This window comes from Rhodococcus sp. FW305-130 (genome assembly GCF_058788335.1).
The window spans coordinates 413130-437265 of record NZ_JBYTAP010000006.1 but is presented as its reverse complement, the minus strand read 5'-3'; the positions used below and the strand labels follow the sequence as shown (position 1 = coordinate 437265).

Here is a 24136-nt window from a genome sequence, read left to right as displayed (position 1 = left end):
GGCGGTTAATAAAGGCGCACAGTGGTTCTAGGCGTAGTCCAACGCACCTTCGGCTGGTGTCGGCACCCGGCGCCGTAGCGGCGAGCCCAATGCCCGCGCCAGATCCGTTCCGTCGTGCTCGGCGAGTAGTTCACCGTTCGACCACACCAGCAGCGCAGCGCTGACCGCTTGTTCGGCCGTGGAGTGCGCGAGGTCGTAGTGCGCACAGCCGGGGACGTCTGCGTACGTGATCCACAGGTCGTAGCCGGTCATGAAGAGATCCAGGTCGAACTGAACGCTCAAGCCGAGCAGCTCGCTGCGTCCGTTGTCGTCGACACCGGCGAAGGCCTCGTCCAGTGCCAGCAGACGTGGGGCGTGCGGGTCGGCCGAGTCCAACATGACGTGCGCCGCGGCGAACAAAGGAAGGTGCAGCGAAACCGACTGCTCGCCACCGGACAGTGCGCTGTGCCGCGCGACGGTAAGGCGGTCTTCCTTGCCCTCACCGCTGACGAGGGTGAACGAGAACACGCGCCACTGCCTGTAGTCGAGCGCCGAGGACAGGATTTCCGGGTACGAGCGTTCGGGGTGCGCCGCGCGGGCGGTACGGATCTGGGTCGCGAAATGAGCTCGCAGAGTAGCCAGTTCATCGACGCCGAGGGCCGACGCGTCTCGATCCAGCAACTTGGAGATCGCCCGCGAGCTGTCGTCGAGGTTGTCGGCGAGCACCCAGTGAACGCCGATGGTGTTGCCCGAGGACATCCGACGCTCACGCATCTCCGTGCCCATCTGTGCGATCAACACGCGTGCATCAACCGTGCGCTCGTGGATCTGCTGAGCCAATCCGGTCAGCAGGGCATCTTCGAGAATGCGACGCTCGGATTCGGTGAGCAACTGCTCCTGATCGCCACGAGCATCGTGGATCCGCGTTGCGAATTCACCGATCGACGAATAGCCCTGATCGTCCTGCACTCGTACGACGGTCAGTCCGTCCGGTGCGTCCCATTGCAGGCGGTAGTCCTGTCCGGCCGCTGCGAGTTGGGCGTCGAAGTCCTGCAACGCCGAGGTCAGTGCCGTGCGGGTTGCCTTGCGGGCTCCGTCGGTGACGCGTACCGCCGAGGTCGCAGCCTCGAGCGCTCGGTACAACTTGTCGACGTCTTCGGGGAGGACGGGCGGGTGGGCCGCGTCCTCGCTGCGGTCTTCGTTCTGGATGCGGTAGACCAACTGATCGGGGCTCATCCACGCCGCTGAACTTGCCGGCCAGCTCAGATGTTCCTTGACGCCCAACAACTCGAGAAGGTCCGGGCGAGCATAGGGTGCGAGTCGCTCTGCATCACTGCGGGTTTCGGTCAGGGTGTGCCGCAACGTCTCGACGGCGGTGTTGTACGCACCCTCTGCCGTGCCGATCTGGAGTACCGCAGCGTCGTACGCCTTTCGCGCAGCACGCTGTTCGACCTTGCATTCTTCGATCTTCGCGCGGGCTTTTGCCAGGTCGAGGTCGATCTGCTCGGCGCTGGCCCCGAGGGTGTCGCGCAGTGTCTCGAGGCGCTGGACCTGCTGAAGCAGACTCTCCTCGGCGATGGCGGCTTCCTCGGCGAATTCCTCCGCATTGGCGCGTGATTCGTCGAGACGGTCGCGAGACTCGCGTTCGAGTTCGACTTCCTTGGCATGTTCGCGTCGGCAGCGCAGCGCCAGTTCGCCCTGCTTCTCGAAATGACGGATCGCCGCCGCGAGGGAGTCGAGTTCACGGCCGATATGCGGGGTCCGGTGCTGCGACGCCGTCGCCCGGAGTTGCTTTTCCTTCGCCGCGAGATCGGCGATCGCCGCATCGAGTTCGCGTTGCGCTGTTTCCGTGGCCTCCGAGCGAGTGCGGAGTGCACCGGCGGATTCGGTGACAGTTTTGAGTGCGCGGAGGATCGACCCTGTCTTCGGCAATTCCTTTGCCGCAGAGTTGATTCGGCTCAGCTGCTCGTTGGTCTGCGTCACCAGTGCCTTGGCTGCATCGACTGCCGCGGCAAGTTCTTCCAGAGCCGCGTCGATCTCGGTGATCCGAGCTTCGCGTCGACGCGCCCGCGCTGTCGTGCCGATGTACTCGGCGTCGGCCTTGACGTGCCGGCCACGCGCGACGCCCTGCCAGAAGCGCCCGTCGACGCCGATCGCGACGCTGGCATCGGAGTCGCCCGGTGCCTCGACGAGACTGATCGACGCGAGAATGTCCTGTACCCGAGCGTCGGGTACGTCGGCATTGCCTTCGACCTCGAGGACGTCGGCCAGCGTTCGTCCCTTGGGGCGCTGCTTGACCGGCAGAGCGGTCAGGAACTGCTCACTGACGTGATCGGGAATCGTTTCGTCCGGGCAGACCCATCCGTCCAGCAGATTTGCCGCCTGGAGTGCGGATTCGATTCCCGTGGCCACGTCTGGTTCGACGGAATCGGCGAAGCGCACCAGCTGCCACAGCGGCGCCCCACCCAGATCACTGCGGTTGTCGGTGCGTGCGTGGAAGGCCGGCGGAGCGTCGTCGTGTTCCGCCGAGACGGCCTTGCGCTCGGATTTCAGAGCTGCGATGGAGGCGTGTGATGCAGATATTTCAGCTTCGGCCTCACGACGTCGCTCGCGCAGCGTCTCGGTGCCTGCCTCGGTGTGCTCGGTGAGAACTGCGGACAGCGCCGGAGCGTCCTCGTCGCCGACCTCGGCGAGCGCCGCGTCGAGAGCCTCGAACAGCGACGTGTCTGCGCCGACAGCTGAGAACAAGGAAGAGTGATCGGTCCACCACGCGCGCAGCCCACTGGCGCACTGACTGCGTGCGAGTTCCACGGCAGCTTCGCCTTCGAGCACAGCGGCCTTGGACGCTTCGAGCAGCTCTTGTCCACGGCGCGAGCTGTTTTCGGCCCGGGTTCGTTCGGTAGCGGCCTTCTCGACGGTCGCGAGCGCAGTGCGGACGACGCGTACGTCGCCGTCACGTTCCTCGGCATGGCCACGCACGGCTGCCGTGATCTGGTCGCTGCGTGAGCCATCGGGCAGGGGAGTCCAGACGATGCCGGCGTCCTCGGCGGCTGCCTGCAGTTCGTCCTCGGCACGCGAGTGTGCCTCGGCTGCACGCTTGACCGACGATGCAGCCTTGTCGGCTTCGTCGCCGCGCTGCGCGAGTGCAGCCTGCGCCTTCCTCGACTTGTCTGCCTGTTGCTCGGTCGAGAGCTTGAGCGTCGAGACGGCCTGAGCGAGATCGTCGAGTTGCTGTTTGCCTTCGTAGGCGCTCGAGCGTTGCAACGCCTCGACATTGGCGCGCGCGTTCTCGAGTGCCTGCTCGGCCTGGTTGAAGCGCTCCTCGGCTGCTGCCCGGGCCTCACGGCTGCGAGTCTGGGCGAGCGACGACTCGTCCATGGCGGCAACGCCTCTGGTGACTGCTGCGAGGCGGGTGCTGACCTGTTCGATCTCTCCGCGCGACTGCTGACGCAGGTACTTGGTGTAGACGCCGATGAAACTCTGCGCTGCCTGATCGGCGGCTGCGAGCCCCTCGAGTGCGCGGCCGACCTCTTCCATATCGCTGAACGAACGCGCAGCTTCGAGGACGAGTTGGTCGTCGAGTGGACGGAGGCCGTCGGTGAGCGCTTGCGAAAGGCCCTTCGGATCTAGGTTCTTCGCGAGCTGGGGACGGCGAAGCGTGAGAATGAGATTGATCAGCTGGTCGTAGCGCTGCACTCCGAGACCGAACATTCGCGCGTCGATCGCGGTGCGGTAGTCGAGGGGACGGTCGGTGATGGAATCGCTGCCGAGTTGTTCGGCCAACTGCTTCTTGGTGAGAGGACGATCGTCGTTGCCGATCAGCGAGAAGTCGACTCCGACGCGGCCGTCGGCGACGAAGTACCAGCGAGTGACCTTGTCGTTGGTGCGGGTTGCACGCATGCCGATGCCCACGGTCACCGACTCGGGATCTTCGAGGGAGCCGCGGCAGAACTCCATCCACACGTAGGAGTGCGCGCTGTCCTGGCCCCGGTAGAGCAGGTTGGACTTCATCGTGCGCTCTTCACCGGCGAAGGGGTTGAGGCGCCGCGGTTCGATGCGGCCGTCGAAAACGAACGGGAACAAGACCTCGAGGGCCTTGGTCTTGCCGGATCCGTTTGGCCCTCGTAGGACCAGTCGACCGTCGGCGAACGAGAACTCCTGGTCTCGGTAATCCCAGAGGTTGATGATTCCAGCCCGAGTAGGTCGGAAGCGGGCGTTGCTCATACGTTCTCTACCTCTGATAGTTCGCCGTTGGTGGAAGATTCGGGGCCGAATTCGTCGACCGGATCCGGTGCGGAATTGTCTACCGCGAAGTCGATCTGAGGGTCGCGTTCGCGTACGGAGACCACGACGTCGCGGTACCGGGCCAGGACGGGCAACACCAGTACGCCGCCGTCGACCGCATGCGTCAGGCGCAGACGTTGCAGCAACCCGAGCGCCTGCTTGCGCAGCCCGTTGTGATCGGCCTGCCATTGCGCTGCGAACGTGCGACCGAACTGGTCCACCAACTCGGTGACCTTGTCGGCGAGCCAGTCGTCGTCGATCATCGGGTACGTGACGGGCTCCGGGGGCTCGGCCGGTTCGCCGGCAGGCACCACGAAGTCGTCGTCCTCGTCGGCGAGGTCCTCGAAGATCCCGGCCTCGGGGATGGCGGCATCGAGTTGTTCGATCAGGTGATCGTCCGACACGTGCGGGATCGGAAGTTTCGGCAGCTCCGGAGCGTCGACGTCGAGTACGCGGTCGGCAATCTCGCCGGCGAGGAGTAGCGCTACCTGGGCGATCGTTCCGGTGCTCGGGAAGCGGACGTCGGAGAGGCGACCGGTGGGATCGATCATCGCGATTCCCTCGGCGCGACGCTCGGCCACCAACCCCGTCAGGAGTTCGACTTCCGACGCGGTCTTGGGCTGCGCCAACGCGATCAATTCGTGCTGATCGAGTTCACCCGCCAGTACGACCGGCCGCTCGACCAGAGCCCGACGCACTCGGCGTCCGATCTCTTTCGCGTCCACAGGAATTCCGTCGTCCTCGGCAGCGCTCGAGGTCTCCGTGGCCAGGAGTCCGCGGATGGAGTGCAGGTGCTGCAGTGCGCGCGGCGGACGGAACAGGGCTACGACGACGGAACGGTCGATGTCGTAGAGCGCTTCTCCCGCTTCGGGATTGGACGCCCAGCCGTTTGCGTCACCGTCGGCGAGTGCGATGGCGCCTCTGACGCCGAGCCAGCCCACTGCGTCGACGAAGGCGTCGCGGTCCGACGCACGATCGGTGGAGAGTTCGACGCCGTCGACTTGTGCAGCGTCGGCCGCGACGTGATCGGCCAACTCCGACAACGTGATCTGGTTCCCGGCGCGGCCCAACGCGGCCAGGCACAGTGCCAGGTAGGCGTAACGCGTGCGATCGAAGGTTCGCTCGGAGGCAGTTCGGGCCGGTGCCGACGGGTTGAGTCGATCCGACACCGTGAACAGGCGCGCGGTGGTCTCCGTCACCTCGAGGCGGTAGCCGAACAGTTCGAGTAGGTCGTCACGCAGCTCGGTGGCCCAACGGCGCAAGAGCGGCAACGCAATTCGATCCGGGTACGTCGAGGTGATCAGGTGGTTGGACAGGATCACTCGTGCCGCGCGTTGATACGAGTCGAGGGCAAGGGGCGTGATCTCGCGAGCTCTCATCGAACACTGACCTCGATGCCGTCGAGGTGCATACGCCCGCGGGCGGTCTTGATGGTGGTCGAACCGTCCGAGGGACTGAGCGTCAGCTTCACCCCGTTCTCACTACCGGTGGAACTCTTGACGCGTCCCACCACCGGAACACGCGCGGTCAGTGCTGCATTGAGCAGACTCAGCAAAACTTCGGTCTCCTGCTCGTTGAGTTCACGCTGATAGACGCCGTTCGACGCGAGTGATTGCGCCGCGGCGCTGCGCGTACGTTGCGCTGCCAACTGCTCTTCGCGTAGGCGGCGGATGCTGCCGTCGTTGCGGGCGACCTTGCTTGGCAATCCTGGTGAGGGCGGGCGGCCGGTTTCGGCGAGTGTTCGCGCGATCTCGACCGGCGGTGCCTCCCACCACGAACGTGAGTGAGAAATGATGTCGGCGTCCGGATGCACCATCGAGAGGTGGCGTGGACGGCCGAGGTCGAACACTGCCTGGAACAGAGCATGAGCTGCGTCTTCGGACGGCGTGGCGGCGAACCAGCCGGCGAGGTGCCGGAGCTGGCTCTCGCGGCTGACGCCGCCGCGACGGGTTTCCGTGACGCGGCGAAGGAGCGCCAGAACCGCGGCGATCGCGCTCATCGTGCCCTCACGTAGACGCTCGGACTCGCTGATCCCCGATTCCGCGGAGACGAACCAGGCGGTCAATCCTCGCCAACGCGCAGCCCAGTCGTCTTCGCGTTCGGTGATCGGGACGAACACCCGTTCGTCACTGGCGGCGGCGAGGCGGATCATGCGATCGACCCCGGTGGATTCGACGTGCTCGATCGCTTCCTTGAGCTTGGGGGCGTAGCGCGCCAGATCGGAGCTGAACTCACGCATATGCGTGAGCAGAGCGTCCTTGTGCGTGAGGAAAGCCTGCGGAGTGATCTCCGTGGTCCGTACGAGGTCCCCGAGGGTCAGATAGAAGTGCGCGGCTCGATCGGCCATGTCGGAGAGCGTCGAGTCGAGGCGCTTGAGCTTGCGGAAGATCAGGTCGCCGTCGGAGCTTCGGTTGGCCTCGGCGAGTTCGGACATGTCTGCGAGCAGGTCCGGCAGAGCGAGGCGCGAGAGCGAGGCCGAGTCCAGGCGTGCGGCGAGAACGTCTTCGACTGATCGATAGACCTGGTATCCAGCCTGACCGAACTGGTAGACGAAGTGGCGATTGCGGTACTCGGCCAGCGTGGCCGCGCGGGTGCCGTCGTAGCTGCGCTCGAGGATCTCCCACACATGGAGCTGATCCAACAGGGGAGTGACCTCTGCTGCCGACAGATCGGCCGCCGGATCCGATCCACCGATCTTCTCGAGGATTTGCGCGACGGCTCCGGCATGCAGCAGGACGGTGTAGTTGGCGCGAGCATGGTCGAAGGCACGAAGTACCCAGAGGTACTCGGCCCGTTTTTCCGCGATCGTGAACGAAAACAGCTTCAGTCGATTGGTGTCGGCGTACGCGGCGTAATCGGGCGCACTCGTTTCTTCCACCATGACAGGGTAGGCGAGAGACGCCCCCTCTTTTTCCTACGGGCGATCCGTAGCAGGGGATGCGGCGCGTCGCCACTGCGATTCGTTCTCGATCATCCATGTGAGCAGGTGCTCGGCCGCCGCCTCGTCGGAGTCCGGGCCGACCAGCAGATCGGCGAACGCTTGGCTGGGGGCGACGATGCGGATGCCGTCGCGGGTGAGCGATCGGTCGAAGGCAGACGGTGAGAGGGGAGCGGTGATCCACACGTCACCGCCGGATTCCACCCGCCGTAGTCCGAGAGCGTCGGCGAACTGATCGACGTTGTCGGCATGGAAGTGGGCACGTCGAGTGGGCGCGTACCGAGCAAAGGGTGCCGCGGCCACCGAGGCGGTACCGGCGTAGATGTGACCGCTGAGCTGACGCAGTTGATCGAAGAGTGCTTCCAACCCGTCCGGCGCGTGAAAGCCGTGAGGCGTCGGCGCTTTGGCGCCGGCTTCAGCCGCCCATTCACGAAGCATCTTCGGCCAGCGGACGTCACCGATCCCACCGCGGGGGAGCCTGGTCACCAGTTCACGATCCGACAGTGTCTGAACCACCCGATAGGTTGCTCCCGTCGACGCACCGGCCAGGCGCACCAAGGCAGTGATCGCCAGTGGCGCCGCGAAATCGGCAAGCGCACGCACGACGCGAGCTGACGGATCGCCCGTCAACTGTCCGGAAGGACGTCCGGGCCCCCGCCACGGATCGGCGTCGGCTCCGCGTCCACGCACCCAGACGGCGGGTCGATCAGCGGTCAACGACACGTTGCCCGTGGCGTCTGCGTACGAGATCGCGTGGGAATCGAGCTGCCGGCGGACCGGCTCGGACAGATATTTTGCGCACACGAAGCCGGGTTGACCGGTGGGGAAGCGATCGGCGATACCGGGAACGTCGCTGCTCAGGACACCGTGAGCGGCGTAGACGCCGAATTTGGCCACCGCGCCGTCAGGGGAGCGGAGGTCGAGTCGGAGTGGCGCCTCGGACAGGTCGGGGGAGCGCTGTGTCGACAAAGACCAGGTAGGAGGCAAATTTTCTTCGATGACGGCAATCGATCGCCGAAAAATGTCGATCGGCCGTTCCGGTTCCGACTCAGATTCGCTCATGTTCCAATGGTATCAATATCTGTCGACGACGGAAACACAAGATTTTCCGAACAATGTTCGCCCTGACAGCCTCGCGACAACGGTGGTCGCTTTCGCCGACAAACTCACTACCTACACAACTTCAAATTCGAAACTGCCGAGACCGATCAGCGTTGCTTCGGCATGATCAGGGGAGCGACGACGGCGAGCAATAGTGCGGGGATCAGGAAGCTCGCGGCAGGCGAAGAGTCGTAGATCGGTGTCAGGGCCAGGGGAGCAAGAGCGGCGCCGCCGAAGCGCATCGCTTGGACGACCGAGACAGCGCCGCCACGGTTGGGCCCCGCGGATCCGAGCACCGCCGCGTTGACGCCGACAAGGACGAACTGGCTCGCGACACCTGCGACAAACCATGCGATCGCGATCACCGGCACCAAGCCGGCAAGGCCGACGACGGAGACCAGAACTGCTCCGCCCAGTGCACCGATCATCACGGAGGAGCGTGCGCCGATGCGATCGATGAGGATTCCGATGCGCCGGGCCGAGAGGATGCCGGCCACGCCGAAGACGGTGAGCAGTAGGCCGCGGACGGTGGGGGACAGCCCGAACTCGTCTTCGAAGCGGAAGGCGAGCAGGAAGCTCAGTCCACCGAGGGCGCCCCAGCCGAGCAATGCAGCGATACCGATGCGGAGCACTTCGGGGCGTAATGCATCGCGGAGACGGGCGGGAGTGGTCGCTGCCGGTGCTTCGGACTTCGGGAGCCCGACGGCTCCCAGGATGCCCGCGACCACTGCGATGACGAGAAAGGCCAGACGCCAGTCGAATTCGGCCGCCAGTCCGCCGATCAACGGAGCCGACGACTGCCCTGCAGCCTGGAATGCGCCGAAGGCACCGAGGGCTCGACCCAATCGAGCCTGCGGAGTTGCGGCCGCCAACGAAGCAAGCAACAGCGGCGTGGTGAATGCGTTCGCGGAGCCCTGCAGTACCCGGGCGGCCAGGAAGATCTCGAGTGTCGGGGCGAGAAAGCATGCCAACGACGCGAAGACGTAGACGCCGTATGCGATCCGCACCGTCCGGACCTTGCCCCACCGTGTCCCGAGCGTCCCCGACACCAACATCAGAGCGGCGAAGGGGAGCAGGTACGCGGTGAGGGAGGAGGCGGCCGCCGACGGTCCGACCCCTAGATCGTCACCGATCTCGGGGAGGATCGAAGCAACCACGCCGCCGCCGAACGGGCCGAGGAACCCGCCGGCGTACAGCGCGATCAGTTGAAGCCGGAGGCGCAGTGGGCGCTGTGTACTTCCACCTTCTTCTGGAGTGTTCTTGCTCACAGTCCGAAGCTGCCGGGTCCTCGCCGTCTGAGGTAGCGCTCGAATTCCGCGGCGATGGCGTCGCCGTCGATCTTGGAGATTGCTTCGCTGATGTCGGTTTCGGCGTCTCCCCGCTCTTCCAGGGTGCGCACGTATTCGCCGATTTCCTCGTCGTCCGCGGTCATTTCGTTGACCGCTTCCTCCCAATCTTCCGACTGAGCTGGGAGTTCACCGAGGGGGACCTCGATGTCGAGAACATCCTCGACTCGTTGAAGGAGGGCCACTGTGGCCTTCGGGTTGGGTGGCTGCGAGACGTAGTGCGGAACCGCTGCCCAGAACGAAATAGCGGGTACACCAGCACGAACGCACTCGTCCTGAAGAACTCCGGTGATGCCTGTCGGGCCTTCGTATCGGGTCTGTTCGAGGTTGAATCGTGCCGCGGATTCGCTGCTGTACGCCGTGCCCGTGACCGGCACCGGGCGGGTGTGCGGAGTATCGGCGAGCAGGGCTCCGAGGATGACCACGGTCTTGACGTTCAGTTGGTCGATCAACTCGAGCAGATCCTCGCAGAAACTGCGCCACCGCATGTTGGGTTCGATCCCGCGAAGAAGGACGATGTCGCTCTCACTGCCTGGAGGTGAACAGACCGACAAACGTGTTGCCGGCCAAACGATTTCGCGAGTGACACCGTCGACCTGACGGACCGTGGGACGGTTGACCTGGTAGTCGTAGTAGTCCTCGGAATCGAGTTCGGCGAGCGGCTGGGCATCCCAGATCAGCTCGAGATGTTCGACCGCACCGCTGGCTGCGTCACCGGCGTCGTTCCAGCCCTCGAAAGCTGCAACGAGGATGGGATCACGTAGGACAGGGATGTCGCCCTCGAGGCGGTCGCTGCTGTCGACGGCAAAGCCGTCAGGGCTCTCGAAGGCCGCGGAATCGTCGAAATCGACCGGGCCGTCGGGAGTGACGGGGAACTCACTTGGACTCACCCACCCAGCCTACGGCCAGAGCTTGTCGGTGCGCCCACTACTCTGGACGGCATGTCTGCCCCATTTAACTCTGCCCTGCTTGATGCGCTGAAACAGCGCGTTGTCATCGGCGACGGAGCGATGGGCACCATGTTGCAGGCCGCGGACCTCACCCTGGACGACTTCCTCGGCCTCGAGGGGTGCAATGAGATCCTCAACGACACCCGTCCCGACGTGCTCAAAGACATCCACCGTGCGTACTTCGCCGCTGGTGCCGATGCCGTCGAGACCAACACCTTCGGTTGCAACCTGCCCAACCTCGCCGACTACGACATCTCTCACCGGATCCGCGAACTCGCGGAAAAAGGCACTGCTCTCGCCCGTGAAGTAGCGGACGAGATGGGACCAGGCCGCGACGGCATGGCCCGATTCGTACTCGGCTCGATGGGACCGGGAACCAAGCTCCCCAGCCTCGGACACGCACCGTACGCAGTCCTTCGTGACGCGTACACCGAAGCTGCGCTCGGCATGATCGACGGTGGCGCCGACGCCATCCTCGTCGAAACCTGCCAGGACCTGCTTCAGGTGAAGGCTGCCATTCTCGGCAGTCAGCGCGCGATGGAGCAACTCGGACTGCGGTTGCCGATCATCACGCACGTGACGGTAGAGACAACTGGAACGATGCTCCTGGGCAGTGAGATCGGTGCGGCGCTGACGGCACTCGAGCCACTCGGTATCGACATGATCGGCCTGAACTGTGCCACCGGGCCGGCCGAGATGAGCGAACATCTCCGGCACCTGTCCAAGTACTCGACGCTGCCGGTGTCGGTCATGCCCAATGCCGGTCTGCCGCAGCTCGGCCCCAAGGGCGCCGAGTACCCGCTGACCGCCGACGAATTGGCCGAAGCCCTCAGTGGTTTCGTTTCCGAGTTCGGACTCGGCCTCGTAGGCGGCTGCTGCGGTACGACACCCGAGCACATCAGCGCGGTCGCCGACGCGGTCCGTCAGGTCGAGAAGGCCCAGCGCACCCCGATCCACGAGCCGAGTACCTCTTCGCTGTACTCGGCGGTGCCGTTCGAGCAGGACGCCAGCATCCTGATGATCGGTGAACGCACGAACTCCAACGGCTCCAAGGCTTTCCGCGAGGCAATGCTCTCCGCGGACTACCAGAAGTGCCTGGACATCGCCAAGGACCAGACCCGCGACGGCGCACACATGCTCGACCTCAACGTCGACTACGTGGGCCGCGACGGTGCCGCCGACATGTCGGAACTGGCCAGCCGTCTGGCGACGTCCTCGACGCTGCCGATCATGCTCGACTCCACCGAGCCTGCCGTGTTGCAGGCCGGTCTCGAACACCTCGGTGGCCGCTGCGCTGTCAACTCCGTCAACTACGAGGACGGCGCCGGCCCCGAATCGCGTTTTCACAAGATCATGACGTTGGTCAAGGAGCACGGCGCGGCGGTCGTCGCCCTGACCATCGACGAAGAGGGCCAGGCTCGCACCGCCGAGACCAAGGTCGCCATCGCCAAGCGTCTGATCGAGGACATCAAGGGAAACTGGGGACTCGCCGAGTCCGACATCATCGTCGACGCCTTGACCTTCCCCATCTCCACCGGTCAGGAAGAGGTGCGACGCGACGGCATCGAGACCATCGAAGCCATCCGTCAGCTCAAGGCTGCGTACCCGGAACTGCACTTCACCCTGGGTATCTCGAACATTTCGTTCGGTTTGAACCCGGCCGCACGGCAGGTCCTCAACTCGGTGTTCCTGCACGAGTGCACCGAGGCCGGTCTGGACACGGCGATCGTTCACGCGTCCAAGATTTTGCCGATGGCGCGAATTCCGGACGAGCAGCGTGAAACCGCACTCGACCTGGTCTACGACCGTCGTAGCGAGGGCTACGACCCGCTGCAGAGGCTGATGGCTCTGTTCGAGGGTGTCTCGGCTGCGTCGGCGCGCGAGTCACGTGCGCAGGAACTCGCCGGACTTCCGTTGTTCGACCGGCTCGAGCGTCGCATCGTCGACGGCGAGCGCAACGGCCTCGACGACGATCTCACCGAAGCGATGACGGTCAAGTCCCCGATCGAAATCATCAACGAGACACTGCTTTCGGGCATGAAGACCGTCGGTGAACTGTTCGGTTCCGGACAGATGCAGTTGCCGTTCGTTCTGCAGTCCGCCGAGGTCATGAAGGCAGCAGTTGCGTTCCTCGAGCCGCACATGGAAGCGACGGACGACGACGGCAAGGGTCGCCTCGTCATTGCGACGGTCAAGGGCGACGTCCACGATATCGGCAAGAACCTTGTCGACATCATCTTGAGTAACAACGGTTACGACGTCGTGAACCTCGGCATCAAGCAGCCCATCGCGACCATTCTCGATGCTGCGATCGAGCACAAGGCCGATGTCATCGGCATGTCCGGACTGCTCGTGAAGTCGACAGTGGTCATGAAGGACAACCTCAAGGAACTGAACTCTCGCGGTGTCTCGGAACAGTTCCCGGTTTTGCTGGGTGGTGCCGCGCTGACGCGTTCGTACGTCGAGAACGATCTGCAGGAGGTGTACGAGGGCGACGTCAGCTATGCCCGCGACGCTTTCGAGGGTCTGAACTTGATGGACCAGATCATGACGACCAAGCGCGGCGGCGGCCCGGCGCCGGACAGCCCGGAGGCCATCGCTGCTCGCGAGAAGGCTGCCGAGCGTAAGGCTCGTCACGAGCGTTCCAAGCGCATCGCCGAAAAGCGTAAAGCTGCAGCGGTTCCCGTCGTCCTGCCGGAGCGTTCCGATGTCGCTACCGACATTGCGGTGCCGACACCGCCGTTCTGGGGCTCGCGCATCGTCAAGGGCATCTCTCTGTCCGAGTACTCGGGGCTGCTCGACGAGCGCGCTCTCTTCCTCGGCCAGTGGGGCCTTCGCGGTCAGCGCAAGGGCGACGGTCCGACGTACGAGGAACTGGTCGAGTCGGAAGGCCGTCCGCGGCTCCGGTACTGGCTCGATCGGCTGACGTCCGAGGGCATTCTCGCGCACGCCGCGGTTGTGTACGGCTACTTCCCGGCGATCTCGGAGGGCGACGACGTCATCGTGCTCACCGAACCGAAACCGGATGCACCTGAACGGTTCCGGTTCACCTACCCGCGTCAGCATCGCGACCGTTTCCTGTGCATCGCTGACTTCGTGCGCTCGCGTAAGGAAGCAGAAGCGACCGGTCAGGTCGACGTTCTTCCGTTCCAGTTAGTGACGATGGGTCAGCCGATCGCGGACTTCGCCAACGAGTTGTTCGCGTCGAACTCGTACCGTGATTACCTCGAGGTTCATGGAATCGGCGTCCAACTCACGGAATCTCTGGCCGAGTACTGGCATCGACGCGTTCGTGAAGAGCTTGTGCTCCCCGAGGGGCATACCGTCGCGGAGCAGGACCCGACCGAGGTTGCCGGCTACTTCGATCTCGAGTACCGCGGCGCTCGTTACTCGTTCGGATACGGCGCGTGCCCGGACCTCGAGGATCGTGCCAAGTTGGTGGCGTTGCTCGAACCCGAGCGAATCGGCGTCGAATTGTCCGAAGAACTGCAGCTGCATCCCGAGCAGTCCACGGACGCTTTTGTCCTGCACCACCCGGAAGCAAAGTATTTCAATGTCTGAGTTGTTGACCGAGGTATCCGAATCGACCCTCGGTGGTGTCCTGTGGGACATGGACGGCACCCTGCTCGATTCGGAGAAGCTGTGGGACATCGCGCTTCGTGAGTTGTCCCTACGCCTGGGCGGACCGATGACGGAAGCGACACGCATCGCCGTCATCGGTGCGTCGAGCCCCTTCGCTCTGGCGACGGTGTTCGACGCGCTCGGCCTGGAGAAGCATCCCGATGCCGTCGCCGAGGCGAAGGACTGGATGTACACCCGCGTCGGCGATCTGTTCGAGGACGGCGTGACCTGGCGGCCGGGTGCTCGCGATGCACTGGCGACCGTGCGTGACGGTGGTCTGCGTTCTGCACTGGTCACCAACACCGAGCGAGTACTGGTCGATCGGGCACTCGGCATGCTCGGCCGTGAATTCTTCGACCACTCGGTGTGCGGCGACGAGGTTCCCAACGGAAAACCGGCGGCGGATCCGTACCTGCGCGGAGCGCATCTGCTCGGACTCGAGCCGGCGCAGTGCCTCGCCATCGAGGACTCGCCGACCGGTACTGCGTCGGCAAGCGCCGCGGGTTGCGCGGTGCTCGTCGTTCCGTGTGTGGTCGATGTCCCGGCGGGTCCTGGACGCGTGTTTCGAGAGTCTCTGGTGGACTTGTCCATTCACGATCTTCACGACGTTCACTCGAGCGCGGCACGTTAGGCGGGATTTGCTGTGGCTATTCCGAAAATTGTTCTGTTCTACCAGTTCACGCCATTGGCGGACCCGGAAGCTATCAAGCTGTGGCAGCACAGCCTGGCCGAGTCCAACAACCTGACGGGCCGGATCATCGTCTCGCCTCACGGAATCAATGCGACGGTCGGCGGAGACATCGAGGATGTCAAGCGATACGTCCGCGGAACGCGTGGCTACGAGCCGTTCCGTACCGCTGACATCAAGTGGTCGGACGGACTCGGAAACGACTTCCCTCGACTCAGCGTCAAGGCTCGCTCGGAGATCGTGACGTTCGGAGCCCCCGACGAGCTGAAAGTCGACGAGAACGGTGTTGTCGGTGGCGGAGTTCACTTGGCGCCCAAGGAACTACACGAACTCGTCGACAGTCGCGGTGACGACGTCGTGTTTTTCGACGGCCGCAATGCCTTCGAAGCCGAGATCGGCCGCTTCCGGGATGCGGTAGTTCCGGACGTCGCCACCACCCGCGATTTCGTCGACGAACTCGACAGTGGAAAATACGACCATCTCAAGGGCAAAGCCGTAGTCACCTACTGCACTGGCGGAGTGCGCTGTGAGGTGTTGTCTTCGCTGATGCGCTCACGCGGCTTCGACGAGGTCTACCAGTTGGACGGCGGAATCGTCCGTTACGGCGAGACTTTCGGCGACCGGGGCCTCTGGGACGGCTCCCTGTACGTGTTCGACAAGCGGATGAACATCGAGTTCTCATCCGAAGCCAAGACACTCGGCGTGTGTGTCGATTGTGGTACTCCGACACCGCGGTACCGCAATCGGATCGACGGCGACGGCCGCACCCTCGAATTGCTCTGCGAGAGTTGTTCACCAGACCTCGAGCAGGACTGAGCAGTGCCCAAGGCTCCGTTGCCGATCCGAAACGGTCTCGGACCCGACCGGCTGCGGATGCCGGCGGAGTCGTCGGCGCATACCGTCCTCGAGCATCTGACCGGCGAGCACCCGGGGGAGCGGGACCTGTGGGCGGACCTCGTGAATGCCGGAGACGTCGTCGACGAGCACGGGCGGAAGATCACGAGCCGAACGCCCTATCAGCCGACCCGTTTCGTGTACTTCTACCGCGAGCCGGCCCCCGAGATTCCGGTTCCGCACGAGATCGAGATCTTGTACCGCGACGACTCCATTCTCGTGATCGACAAACCGCACTTCCTGGCGACCATTCCACGGGGAGCGCACATCGTCGAAAGCGCCGTCGTGCGACTGCGTCGTGATCTGGATCTTCCGGACCTTGCGCCCGTTCACCGCCTCGACCGAATGACGGCGGGTGTCATCGTGTTCACGGTGACACCGGACTTACGACGGCCGTACCAGGAACTTTTTGCCGAGCAGCGGATCGTCAAGGAATACGAGGCGATTGCAGGCTTCGATCCGGAACTGACTTTCCCCCGCACGGTGCGTAGCCGCATCAACAAAGTTCACGGCGAGATGACGGCTACCGAGATCGATGGCGAGCCGAACAGTGAGACTTCGATCGAACTGATCGAGACGATCACCGACTCGGCCGGCCGGACTCTCGGCCGATACAGGTTGCTCCCACGGACCGGCCGTACCCATCAGCTTCGGCTGCACCTCAACTCGCTGGGCGTCCCGATCGTCGGTGACAATTACTACCCCGAGTACCTTCCCTCGGTGCCCGGCGACTTCTCGACTCCGTTGCGATTGTTGGCGCGGGCGTTGGAATACCCGGATCCGATCACCGGGCAGACTCGCAGGTTCGTGAGTTCGCGCAGCCTCGACGCAGGCCTGTGAACACCGCTGTTCGTGGGCGTGTGCAAACCGCTTCCGTCCTCGTGAAAGAATGTGTACCCGTGAAGACCTTCGAATCCTTGTTCGCCGAATTGACCGAGCGTGCTGCTACTCGCCCCGAGGGGTCCGGCACTGTCGCCGCCCTCGACGCCGGTGTGCATGCTCAGGGCAAAAAGGTCATCGAGGAAGCCGGTGAAGTGTGGATCGCTGCGGAATACCAGAGCGATGAGCAGCTAGCCGAGGAAATTTCCCAGCTGCTGTACTGGACGCAGGTGTTGATGGTCGGTCGCGGACTGACCCTCGAGGACGTGTACCGACATCTGTGATCGGAGCTGACCAGCGAGATGTTCGCCATCTCGCTCGTCCAGGGCTTCCGATTCATGTCGTCTCACGTCACCCACACCTTCCGAAAGGACATCCACCATGCTGCGCGTAGCAGTTCCCAACAAAGGCTCACTGTCCGAGTCCGCCGCCGAAATTCTCAGCGAGGCCGGCTACCGTCGACGCACCGATTCCCGTGATCTGACGGTCCTCGATCCTGCCAACCAGGTCGAGTTCTTCTTCTTGCGTCCCAAGGACATTGCGATCTACGTCGGCTCCGGTGAGCTGGATCTCGGCATCACTGGTCGTGATCTCGCCGGCGACTCGGGCGCTCCCGTATCCGAGCGTCTGTCACTGGGCTTCGGCCGTTCGTCGTTCCGCTACGCAGCACCAGCAGGCAAGGACTGGGCCGTTGAGGATCTGTCCGGCCTGCGCATTGCGACGTCGTACCCGAACCTTGTCCGCAAGGACCTCACCGATCGCGGACTCGACGCAACCGTCATCCGTCTCGACGGAGCAGTGGAGATTTCGATTCAGCTCGGTGTCGCCGACGCGATCGCCGACGTGGTCGGGTCGGGTCGTACTCTCCGCCAACACAACCTCGTTGCTTTCGGTGAATCGCTCTGCGATTCCGAAGGTGTCCTGATCGAGCGCACCGGCGCTCCGCAGGACGATCCCGCACGCAATCAGCTCATCGAACGCGTACGCGGAATTGTCTTCGCGCAGCAGAATCTGATGATCGACTACGACTGCCCGCGCACCATCCTCGACGACGCGATCAAGATGACTCCGGGTATGGAGTCGCCGACCCTCTCGCCGTTGGCTGACCCCGACTGGGTCGCGGTTCGCGCGATGGTTCCGATCAAGGGACACAACCAGGTGATGGATGCCTTGGCGGAACTCGGCGCCAAGGCCATCCTCGCGTCGAACATCCGCTCGGTACGCGCTTTCTGATCACTGCCTGAATAGATTTACGCGCATTCGCGCCCGTTCCTGGAAATCAGGAACGGGCGCGAATCTGCAAAGTCTGGGCGATACGGCCGACGGCACCCTGCTCGTCGTAGAGCACTCCCGCACACATGCCGACGCCATCCGGACCGGTCGTGGTTTCGGCGGCGACACCGACCCACTCGCCCTCGGGCACACGGAAGATATGCACCGTGAGATCGGTGTTGAGGAACGTCCAGTGCTCAGGGTCGAGCTTGGCGCCGACGCCGTTGGAGATGTCGGCCACCGCGAACAAACGCTCGAGGGCAGACATCTTCTCGCCCTCGACCAGCTCGGGCTTGGGGCGCGCCCAGACCTTCCCGGTTCCCGCGCACCCGATCGGAGCAATCCAGGACCAGTCGAGGGTCTTGAGGTAGCCGACGCTCCAGAGACCCTCGAGAACGCCCGGGGTGCCGCTGTCACGGGGTTCGAGCGGGGGATCGACTACGTGGACGATCTCGCCGGTATCGACGGTCTCCATCCGCCATGCCGTACCGCGCGCAACCGCGCGGGCAGATCCGTCGGCGGTGGTTGCCCACAGCTCGGCGACGATCAATTCGATTCGGCGACCGGGGCGTTCGATCCACGACCGGACTTCGAGGTCGGCAATCGGAATGGGCCCGAGAATCTCGACGACGACGCGCGTCAGACGGGTTTCGTCGCGCGCACCGCACCGCTCGAGGGCTCGTACCAACAGCGCCGACGGGGGAGCACCGTGCTGCAGTGTCGGGCCCCAGATGCTGACAGTCGCCTGCGTGCTCGCGAACCGCTCGTGCCCTTCCTCCGTGGTTCCGAGGTAGCGGTAGTACGAACTGTCCGTCATGTTATGAATTCTCCTTTGCAACAACAGGTTCGGCGCTCAGCAGGTCCGGCCAACCTGGATACGGCGGAGGTGTTCCGCCGAACGAGGGGCACAGTGACTTGTGATCGCACCAGTCGCACAGTTTGCCAGGCTTGGGTCTGAAGTCTCCGGTCGCACCTGCCGCGAGGATCGCCTTCCAAATGGCGGAGAGGGTCCGCTCGAATCGAATGAGCTCGTCGTGATCCGGGGCGTACGTGAGAATCGAGCCGGAGGCCAGATAGATCAGGCGCAGTTGCGCGGGAACGATTCCGCGAGTGCGCAGTAGTACGAGCGCGTAGAACTTCATCTGGAAGAGCGCTTTGGACTCGGTGAACTCGCGGGGTGCCTTTCCGGTCTTGTAGTCGACCACCCGCACCTCGCCGGTCGGTGCAACGTCTATCCGGTCGACGAAGCCGCGGAGTCGAACGCCGTTCTCCAACTCGGTCTCGACGTAGACCTCGCACGCCTCGGCATCGAATCGAGTGGGATCTTCGAGCGTGTAGTACGTCGCGACGAGCTTGCCGACTTCGCCGAGAAACGCGTCCAGCTCGTCTTCCGGAATCAGATCAGCTGCCTCGGGAGACTCGGCACTGACACGTTCCCACGCGGGACGGACGAGTTCGGCTGCGCGATCGGGAACCCGGTGACCGGTCGGGAGTGCAAACAGCGCTTCCAAGGCCGCGTGGACGACGGTGCCTCTGACCTGGGCTCTGGTAGGTGTTTCCGGAATTCTGTCGACCGCTCGGAACCGGTAGAGCAGGGGGCATTGCTTGTAGTCACCCGCGCGCGAAGGAGAGAGCGCCGGCCGACTACGCGGGCGCTCCTGTGATGTTGCACCCGTTGGAGTGGGGGTTGGCAATTCGACAGAGCTCACACCTGGCAGGCTATGCGGTTGGTCCGACAACTCCGTCGGAGCCGGTGGCGAGGACACCGGAAACAAGCGAACAGGGATCATCTGCGCATGGCGAACGAGCTGCAACCAGAAGAAGGCACGACCGAAGTGGATGAGGTTGTGCAGTCCGCTGTCGCCGAGATTCCCGAACAAGAGCTTCCAGAAGCTGATCTCACTGCGCCGGGCAAGCGGCCGTCGGGGCCGTTTCGCGTCGGCGACCGAGTCCAGCTGACCGACGGCAAGGGACGCCACTACACGATCGTTCTCGAGGCGAACCGCGAGTACCACACCCACAAGGGCGGAATCGTTCACAACGATTTGATCGGCGCCGACGAGGGCAGCGTCGTCAAGTCGGTCAACGGCACGCCCTACCTCGCCCTGCGCCCGCTACTGGTCGACTACGTGCTGTCCATGCCGCGCGGTGCACAGGTCATCTACCCGAAGGACGCAGCTCAGATCGTCCACGAAGGCGACGTGTTTCCAGGAGCACGCGTGCTCGAAGCCGGAGCCGGCTCCGGCGCACTGACGTGTTCACTACTGCGTGCCGTCGGACCCGAGGGCAAGGTCATCTCCTACGAGGTCCGCGACGATCATGCCGAACACGCGGTTCGCAACGTCGAGACCTTTTTCGGTGAACGTCCGCCGAACTGGGAACTGACCATCGCCGATCTGGCGGAGTTCGATCCGGAAGCGCACGGCGGCAAGGTCGATCGCGTCGTACTCGACATGCTGGCTCCATGGGACGTCCTGCCCGCCGTCTCGAAGGCGCTCGTGCCAGGCGGCGTGTTGATCGTCTACGTCGCGACCGTTACTCAGCTCTCGAAGGTCGTCGAAGCGATGCGTGAGCAGGAATGCTGGACCGAGCCACGGTCGTGGGAATCGATCGTGCGCGGTTGGCACGTCGTCGGATTGGCGGTGCGTCCCGAGCATCGGATGCAGGGCCACACCGCGTTCCTCGTGAGCGCTCGTCGTCTGGCCGAAGGAACGGTCACCCCGAAGCCGCAGCGGCGCGCGGGCAAGGGCTCGAACACGGCAGCCAAGTAGTCATACGAAATCAACAAGAGCGGCGATCCGGATTCCGGATCGCCGCTCTTGTCGTAGCTGGAAGTTATGCGGTGCAGGAAGCGCGGCCCATTTCCAGGAGCACGCATGCCGAGGTGTCGGACAGCTTCCAGGAGCCGTCTTCGAGCTCCCAGGTCCACGGGGTGGCGGGTGCGGCGCCGTGCGGGCTGACGACGGCGACGTCTGCGGTTGCGGTCTGACCGTCGACCTTGACGTTGTCCACGTTGAACGTGATCGCGTAGGCCGGGTTACCGCCCAGCGCAGCACTCATCGTCTCGATGTTGGCCTGACGCTTGGTTCCGTCGACCACCAGAGCGGTCTTCTCCTCGATCGGCTTGGCCGGATCGATCAGAGCGACGAGCGAAGCGTTGAGCTCCTCGGCCGTCGGAGCCGTTGCGGCAGCGGCAGCTGACGTCGTGGCGGAAGCCGAGGCCTTGGCCGTGGTGCTCGAGGCGGCGACCGAAGTCGAGCTGGCAGCCGTCGAATCCTTGTTGTCGTCCGAGCTGCATGCGCCCATGGTCAGGACGGCAGCGACGGCACAAGCGCTGATGAGAGTCTTGCGGATGATCACAGCGTTACCTTTCGTTGTAAAGAGAGACAGGCGCTGTCTCCATCTTGTAGGCAAGGCTAACATGACCAAAACCTGGCTCGAGACCAGTCGGCACGGTCCGTACTCACGTGTGAATTCGCACTCGCGCACCGTGTCTGGCGACACTTGGGGCCTTATGCCGGTAGCGTTGATGGATCGCACTGGGAGGAGACGCACATGAGCTCGACAGAGAACCCGGATTCGGTTGCGGCAGCAGAAGAACTCCACGCGCTACGAGTGGAAGCACAAGTACTGCGCCGACAACTTGCACAATCGCCGGAGCAGGTGCGTGAGCTGGAGTCGAAGGTGGACTCGCTGTCCATCCGAAACAGCAAGTTGATGGACACCCTCAAGGAGGCCCGTCAGCAGCTCATCGCACTTCGTGAAGAAGTCGACAGACTCGGTCAGCCGCCGAGCGGTTACGGAGTCCTTCTCTCGGTACACGAGGACAAGACCGTCGACGTGTTCACGTCGGGTCGCAAGATGCGATTGACGTGCTCACCGAACATCGACACGGACACCCTTGCCCTCGGACAGACGGTGCGCCTCAACGAGGCACTCACCATCGTCGAGGCCGGCACCTACGAGCAGGTCGGTGAGATCAGCACGCTCCGTGAGGTACTCGACGACGGCTTGCGCGCACTGGTGGTCGGTCATGCCGACGAAGAGCGCATCGTCTGGCTCGCAGCACCGTTGGCAGCCGTCTTCGCCGACCCCGAAGCCGACATCATCGCGTACGACGCCGATTCTCCGACCAGGAAACTGCGTCCGGGCGACTCGTTGCTCGTCGACACCAAGGCCGGGTACGCCTTCGAGCGCATCCCGAAGGCCGAGGTCGAAGATCTGGTTCTCGAGGAAGTTCCGGATGTTCACTACGACGACATCGGTGGTCTCGGGCGTCAGATCGAACAGATCCGTGATGCCGTCGAACTCCCGTTCCTCCACAAGGACCTGTTCCACGAATACTCGCTGAGGCCGCCGAAGGGTGTACTGCTCTACGGTCCGCCTGGTTGCGGTAAGACGCTCATCGCCAAGGCCGTCGCCAACTCGTTGGCCAAGAAGATCGCCGAAGCTCGCGGTCAGGACAGCAAGGACGCCAAGTCCTACTTCCTGAACATCAAGGGCCCGGAACTTCTGAACAAGTTCGTCGGCGAAACCGAGCGTCACATCCGGATGATCTTCCAGCGTGCTCGTGAGAAGGCGTCCGAGGGGACGCCGGTGATCGTCTTCTTCGACGAGATGGACTCGATCTTCCGTACCCGTGGTTCGGGAGTCTCTTCCGACGTGGAGACAACGGTCGTCCCGCAGCTGCTCAGCGAGATCGACGGTGTGGAAGGGCTCGAGAACGTCATCGTCATCGGCGCTTCCAACCGTGAGGACATGATCGACCCGGCCATCCTGCGTCCCGGCCGACTGGACGTGAAGATCAAGATCGAGCGCCCCGACGCGGAATCCGCTCAGGACATCTTCTCGAAGTACCTGGTGGACGGTCTGCCGATCAATGCGGACGACCTTGCCGAGTTCGGTGGCGATCGCACCGCATGCTTGAAGGCGATGATCGTTCGTGTCGTCGATCGCATGTACGCGGAGAGCGAAGAGAATCGTTTCCTCGAGGTCACCTACGCCAACGGCGACAAGGAAGTTCTGTTCTTCAAGGACTTCAACTCGGGTGCGATGATCCAGAACATCGTCGACCGCGCCAAGAAGTACGCGATCAAGTCGGTACTCGACACCGGTGCTCCTGGCTTGCGTGTGCAGCACCTCTTCGATTCCATCGTCGACGAGTTCGCCGAGAACGAGGATCTGCCCAACACCACCAATCCTGATGACTGGGCACGTATTTCGGGCAAGAAGGGTGAGCGGATCGTCTACATCCGCACACTCGTCACCGGTAAGAACGCCAGTGCCAGCCGCGCGATCGACACAGAGTCGAACACGGGCCAGTACCTGTAGCGAAACGAACACCGATCGGGCCGGCCACTCCTCGGGAGTCGTCGGCCCGATCTGTGCGTCGCTGCCGTTCCCTCCGTTGCGATTGGACCGGTCGGTCGCGCTGGTTTAGAGTCCCGCCGTGCAGATACATCTTCGACACAATCCGTCGTCCACTGTCGCTCGCTGCTACCTCGCGCCCGGCGAACCGCTGCGCGTGGAGAGCGGGGCAATGCTCGCGCATTCCGCCGGCGTAGTTCTCGAAGCGAAGGCGCAGGGCGGCGTCCTGCAGGGACTCAAGCGGTCGATGCTCAGTGGGGAGTCGTTTTTCGTCACGACGTATACCGCTCCGCCGCAAGGTGGTTGGGTCGACGTCACCGGCGTGCTTCCCGGCGATCTGATCCCACTGACCATCACGTCCGATCGCCCGTTCTTCCTCAACCGTGGAACCTGGTTGGCCAACTCCTACGGCGTGACCGTCGAGTCCAAGTGGGGAGGCATGTCCAACCTCTTCGGCGGTGAGGGTGGATTCGGTCTGCGGGCAAGTGGCGACGGTGAAGTAGTGCTGGCCGTCTACGGCGCGATCGACGTCATCGACTTGCAGCCAGGCGAGACGGTCACGATCGATACCGGTCACGTGGTCGCCTACGACCTCGGGATGAACTTCAACATGCGGCGCGCCGTTCAGGGGCGCACCATTCAGTCGATGAAGTCCGGTGAAGGGTTTGTCTTCGACTTCACCGGCCCAGGACGCGTTCTCGCGCAGACCCGCAACCCCAGCGCGTTTGCTGCTTGGCTCTCGGCGATCACCCCGGGCTGATCACGGTCGCGGCAGTGTTCAGTCGCAGCGGTGTTCAGTCGCAGCGGTGTTCAACTC

General features: G+C 63.8%; 18 protein-coding genes. 9 read left to right on the top strand and 9 right to left on the bottom strand.

The genetic code is table 11. From position 1 onward, the window contains the following. Positions 1–27 precede the first annotated feature (27 nt). The 6 genes from AC3WQS_RS21045 to AC3WQS_RS21020 form a co-directional block, all read right to left on the bottom strand. Positions 28–4203 (bottom strand): TIGR02680 family protein, encoded by a 4176-nt coding sequence (locus tag AC3WQS_RS21045; protein WP_492712253.1) that lies wholly within the window; start codon positions 4201–4203, stop codon positions 28–30. Further along, positions 4200–5642: a TIGR02678 family protein gene (locus tag AC3WQS_RS21040; protein ID WP_060939793.1), complete on the bottom strand. Its 1443-nt coding sequence runs from the start codon at positions 5640–5642 to the stop codon at positions 4200–4202. Before AC3WQS_RS21040 ends, AC3WQS_RS21045 begins: the two co-directional genes overlap by 4 nt. After that, on the bottom strand, positions 5639–7144 hold the full coding sequence (locus AC3WQS_RS21035) for a TIGR02677 family protein (protein ID WP_019748531.1): 1506 nt from the start codon (positions 7142–7144) through the stop codon (positions 5639–5641). The genes AC3WQS_RS21040 and AC3WQS_RS21035 overlap by 4 nt, the downstream gene beginning before the upstream one ends. A gap of 33 nt (positions 7145–7177) precedes the next feature. After that, positions 7178–8263, bottom strand: coding sequence for a hypothetical protein (locus AC3WQS_RS21030; protein ID WP_492712251.1), 1086 nt, complete (start codon positions 8261–8263; stop codon positions 7178–7180). Positions 8264–8409: 146 nt separating this feature from the next. Further along, positions 8410–9570: an MFS transporter gene (locus AC3WQS_RS21025; RefSeq protein ID WP_020969675.1), complete on the bottom strand. Its 1161-nt coding sequence runs from the start codon at positions 9568–9570 to the stop codon at positions 8410–8412. Then, positions 9567–10421: a PAC2 family protein gene (locus AC3WQS_RS21020; RefSeq protein ID WP_223257810.1), complete on the bottom strand. Its 855-nt coding sequence runs from the start codon at positions 10419–10421 to the stop codon at positions 9567–9569. Before AC3WQS_RS21020 ends, AC3WQS_RS21025 begins: the two co-directional genes overlap by 4 nt. A 168-nt stretch (positions 10422–10589) precedes the next feature. Here AC3WQS_RS21020 and metH point away from each other — a divergent pair, with 168 nt between their 5' ends. From metH to hisG, 6 genes are all read left to right on the top strand, one after another. After that, the gene (gene metH, locus AC3WQS_RS21015) at positions 10590–14159 is read left to right on the top strand and encodes a methionine synthase (protein ID WP_492712249.1); all 3570 of its coding nucleotides are present in this window, start codon (positions 10590–10592) and stop codon (positions 14157–14159) included. After that, the gene (locus tag AC3WQS_RS21010; RefSeq protein WP_492712248.1) at positions 14152–14850 is read left to right on the top strand and encodes an HAD family hydrolase; all 699 of its coding nucleotides are present in this window, start codon (positions 14152–14154) and stop codon (positions 14848–14850) included. Before metH ends, AC3WQS_RS21010 begins: the two co-directional genes overlap by 8 nt. A gap of 12 nt (positions 14851–14862) precedes the next feature. Beyond that, positions 14863–15723 (top strand): oxygen-dependent tRNA uridine(34) hydroxylase TrhO, encoded by an 861-nt coding sequence (gene trhO, locus AC3WQS_RS21005; protein ID WP_003944828.1) that lies wholly within the window; start codon positions 14863–14865, stop codon positions 15721–15723. A 57-nt stretch (positions 15724–15780) separates the two neighbouring features. Next, positions 15781–16641 (top strand): pseudouridine synthase, encoded by an 861-nt coding sequence (locus AC3WQS_RS21000; protein ID WP_070386284.1) that lies wholly within the window; start codon positions 15781–15783, stop codon positions 16639–16641. Positions 16642–16700: 59 nt separating this feature from the next. Then, positions 16701–16964: a phosphoribosyl-ATP diphosphatase gene (locus AC3WQS_RS20995; RefSeq protein WP_003944933.1), complete on the top strand. Its 264-nt coding sequence runs from the start codon at positions 16701–16703 to the stop codon at positions 16962–16964. A 97-nt stretch (positions 16965–17061) separates the two neighbouring features. After that, a complete protein-coding gene (gene hisG / locus AC3WQS_RS20990) occupies positions 17062–17913 on the top strand; it encodes an ATP phosphoribosyltransferase (protein ID WP_003944905.1) in 852 nt (283 codons plus the stop codon). Positions 17914–17959: 46 nt separating this feature from the next. Here hisG and AC3WQS_RS20985 read toward each other — a convergent pair whose 3' ends face one another. Then, positions 17960–18769, bottom strand: a complete 810-nt coding sequence (locus AC3WQS_RS20985; protein ID WP_492712246.1) for a thioesterase family protein — start codon at positions 18767–18769, stop codon at positions 17960–17962. A gap of 1 nt (position 18770) precedes the next feature. Then, a complete protein-coding gene (locus AC3WQS_RS20980) occupies positions 18771–19661 on the bottom strand; it encodes a RecB family exonuclease (RefSeq protein ID WP_372436839.1) in 891 nt (296 codons plus the stop codon). A gap of 138 nt (positions 19662–19799) precedes the next feature. On the opposite strand from AC3WQS_RS20980, the gene AC3WQS_RS20975 reads away from it, so the two are divergent. Next, positions 19800–20723, top strand: a complete 924-nt coding sequence (locus AC3WQS_RS20975) for a tRNA (adenine-N1)-methyltransferase (RefSeq protein ID WP_007729892.1) — start codon at positions 19800–19802, stop codon at positions 20721–20723. Between the two features lie 64 nt (positions 20724–20787). Here AC3WQS_RS20975 and AC3WQS_RS20970 read toward each other — a convergent pair whose 3' ends face one another. Then, on the bottom strand, positions 20788–21312 hold the full coding sequence (locus AC3WQS_RS20970; protein WP_020907811.1) for a WKL family lipoprotein: 525 nt from the start codon (positions 21310–21312) through the stop codon (positions 20788–20790). A 195-nt stretch (positions 21313–21507) separates the two neighbouring features. On the opposite strand from AC3WQS_RS20970, the gene arc reads away from it, so the two are divergent. Continuing rightward, positions 21508–23283, top strand: coding sequence for a proteasome ATPase (gene arc, locus AC3WQS_RS20965; protein WP_003944870.1), 1776 nt, complete (start codon positions 21508–21510; stop codon positions 23281–23283). Between the two features lie 118 nt (positions 23284–23401). Next, positions 23402–24079 carry a TIGR00266 family protein gene (locus tag AC3WQS_RS20960; RefSeq protein ID WP_003944961.1) on the top strand — a complete coding sequence of 226 codons (678 nt, stop codon included), beginning with the start codon at positions 23402–23404 and terminating at the stop codon, positions 24077–24079. The last annotated feature ends 57 nt before the right edge of the window (positions 24080–24136 follow it).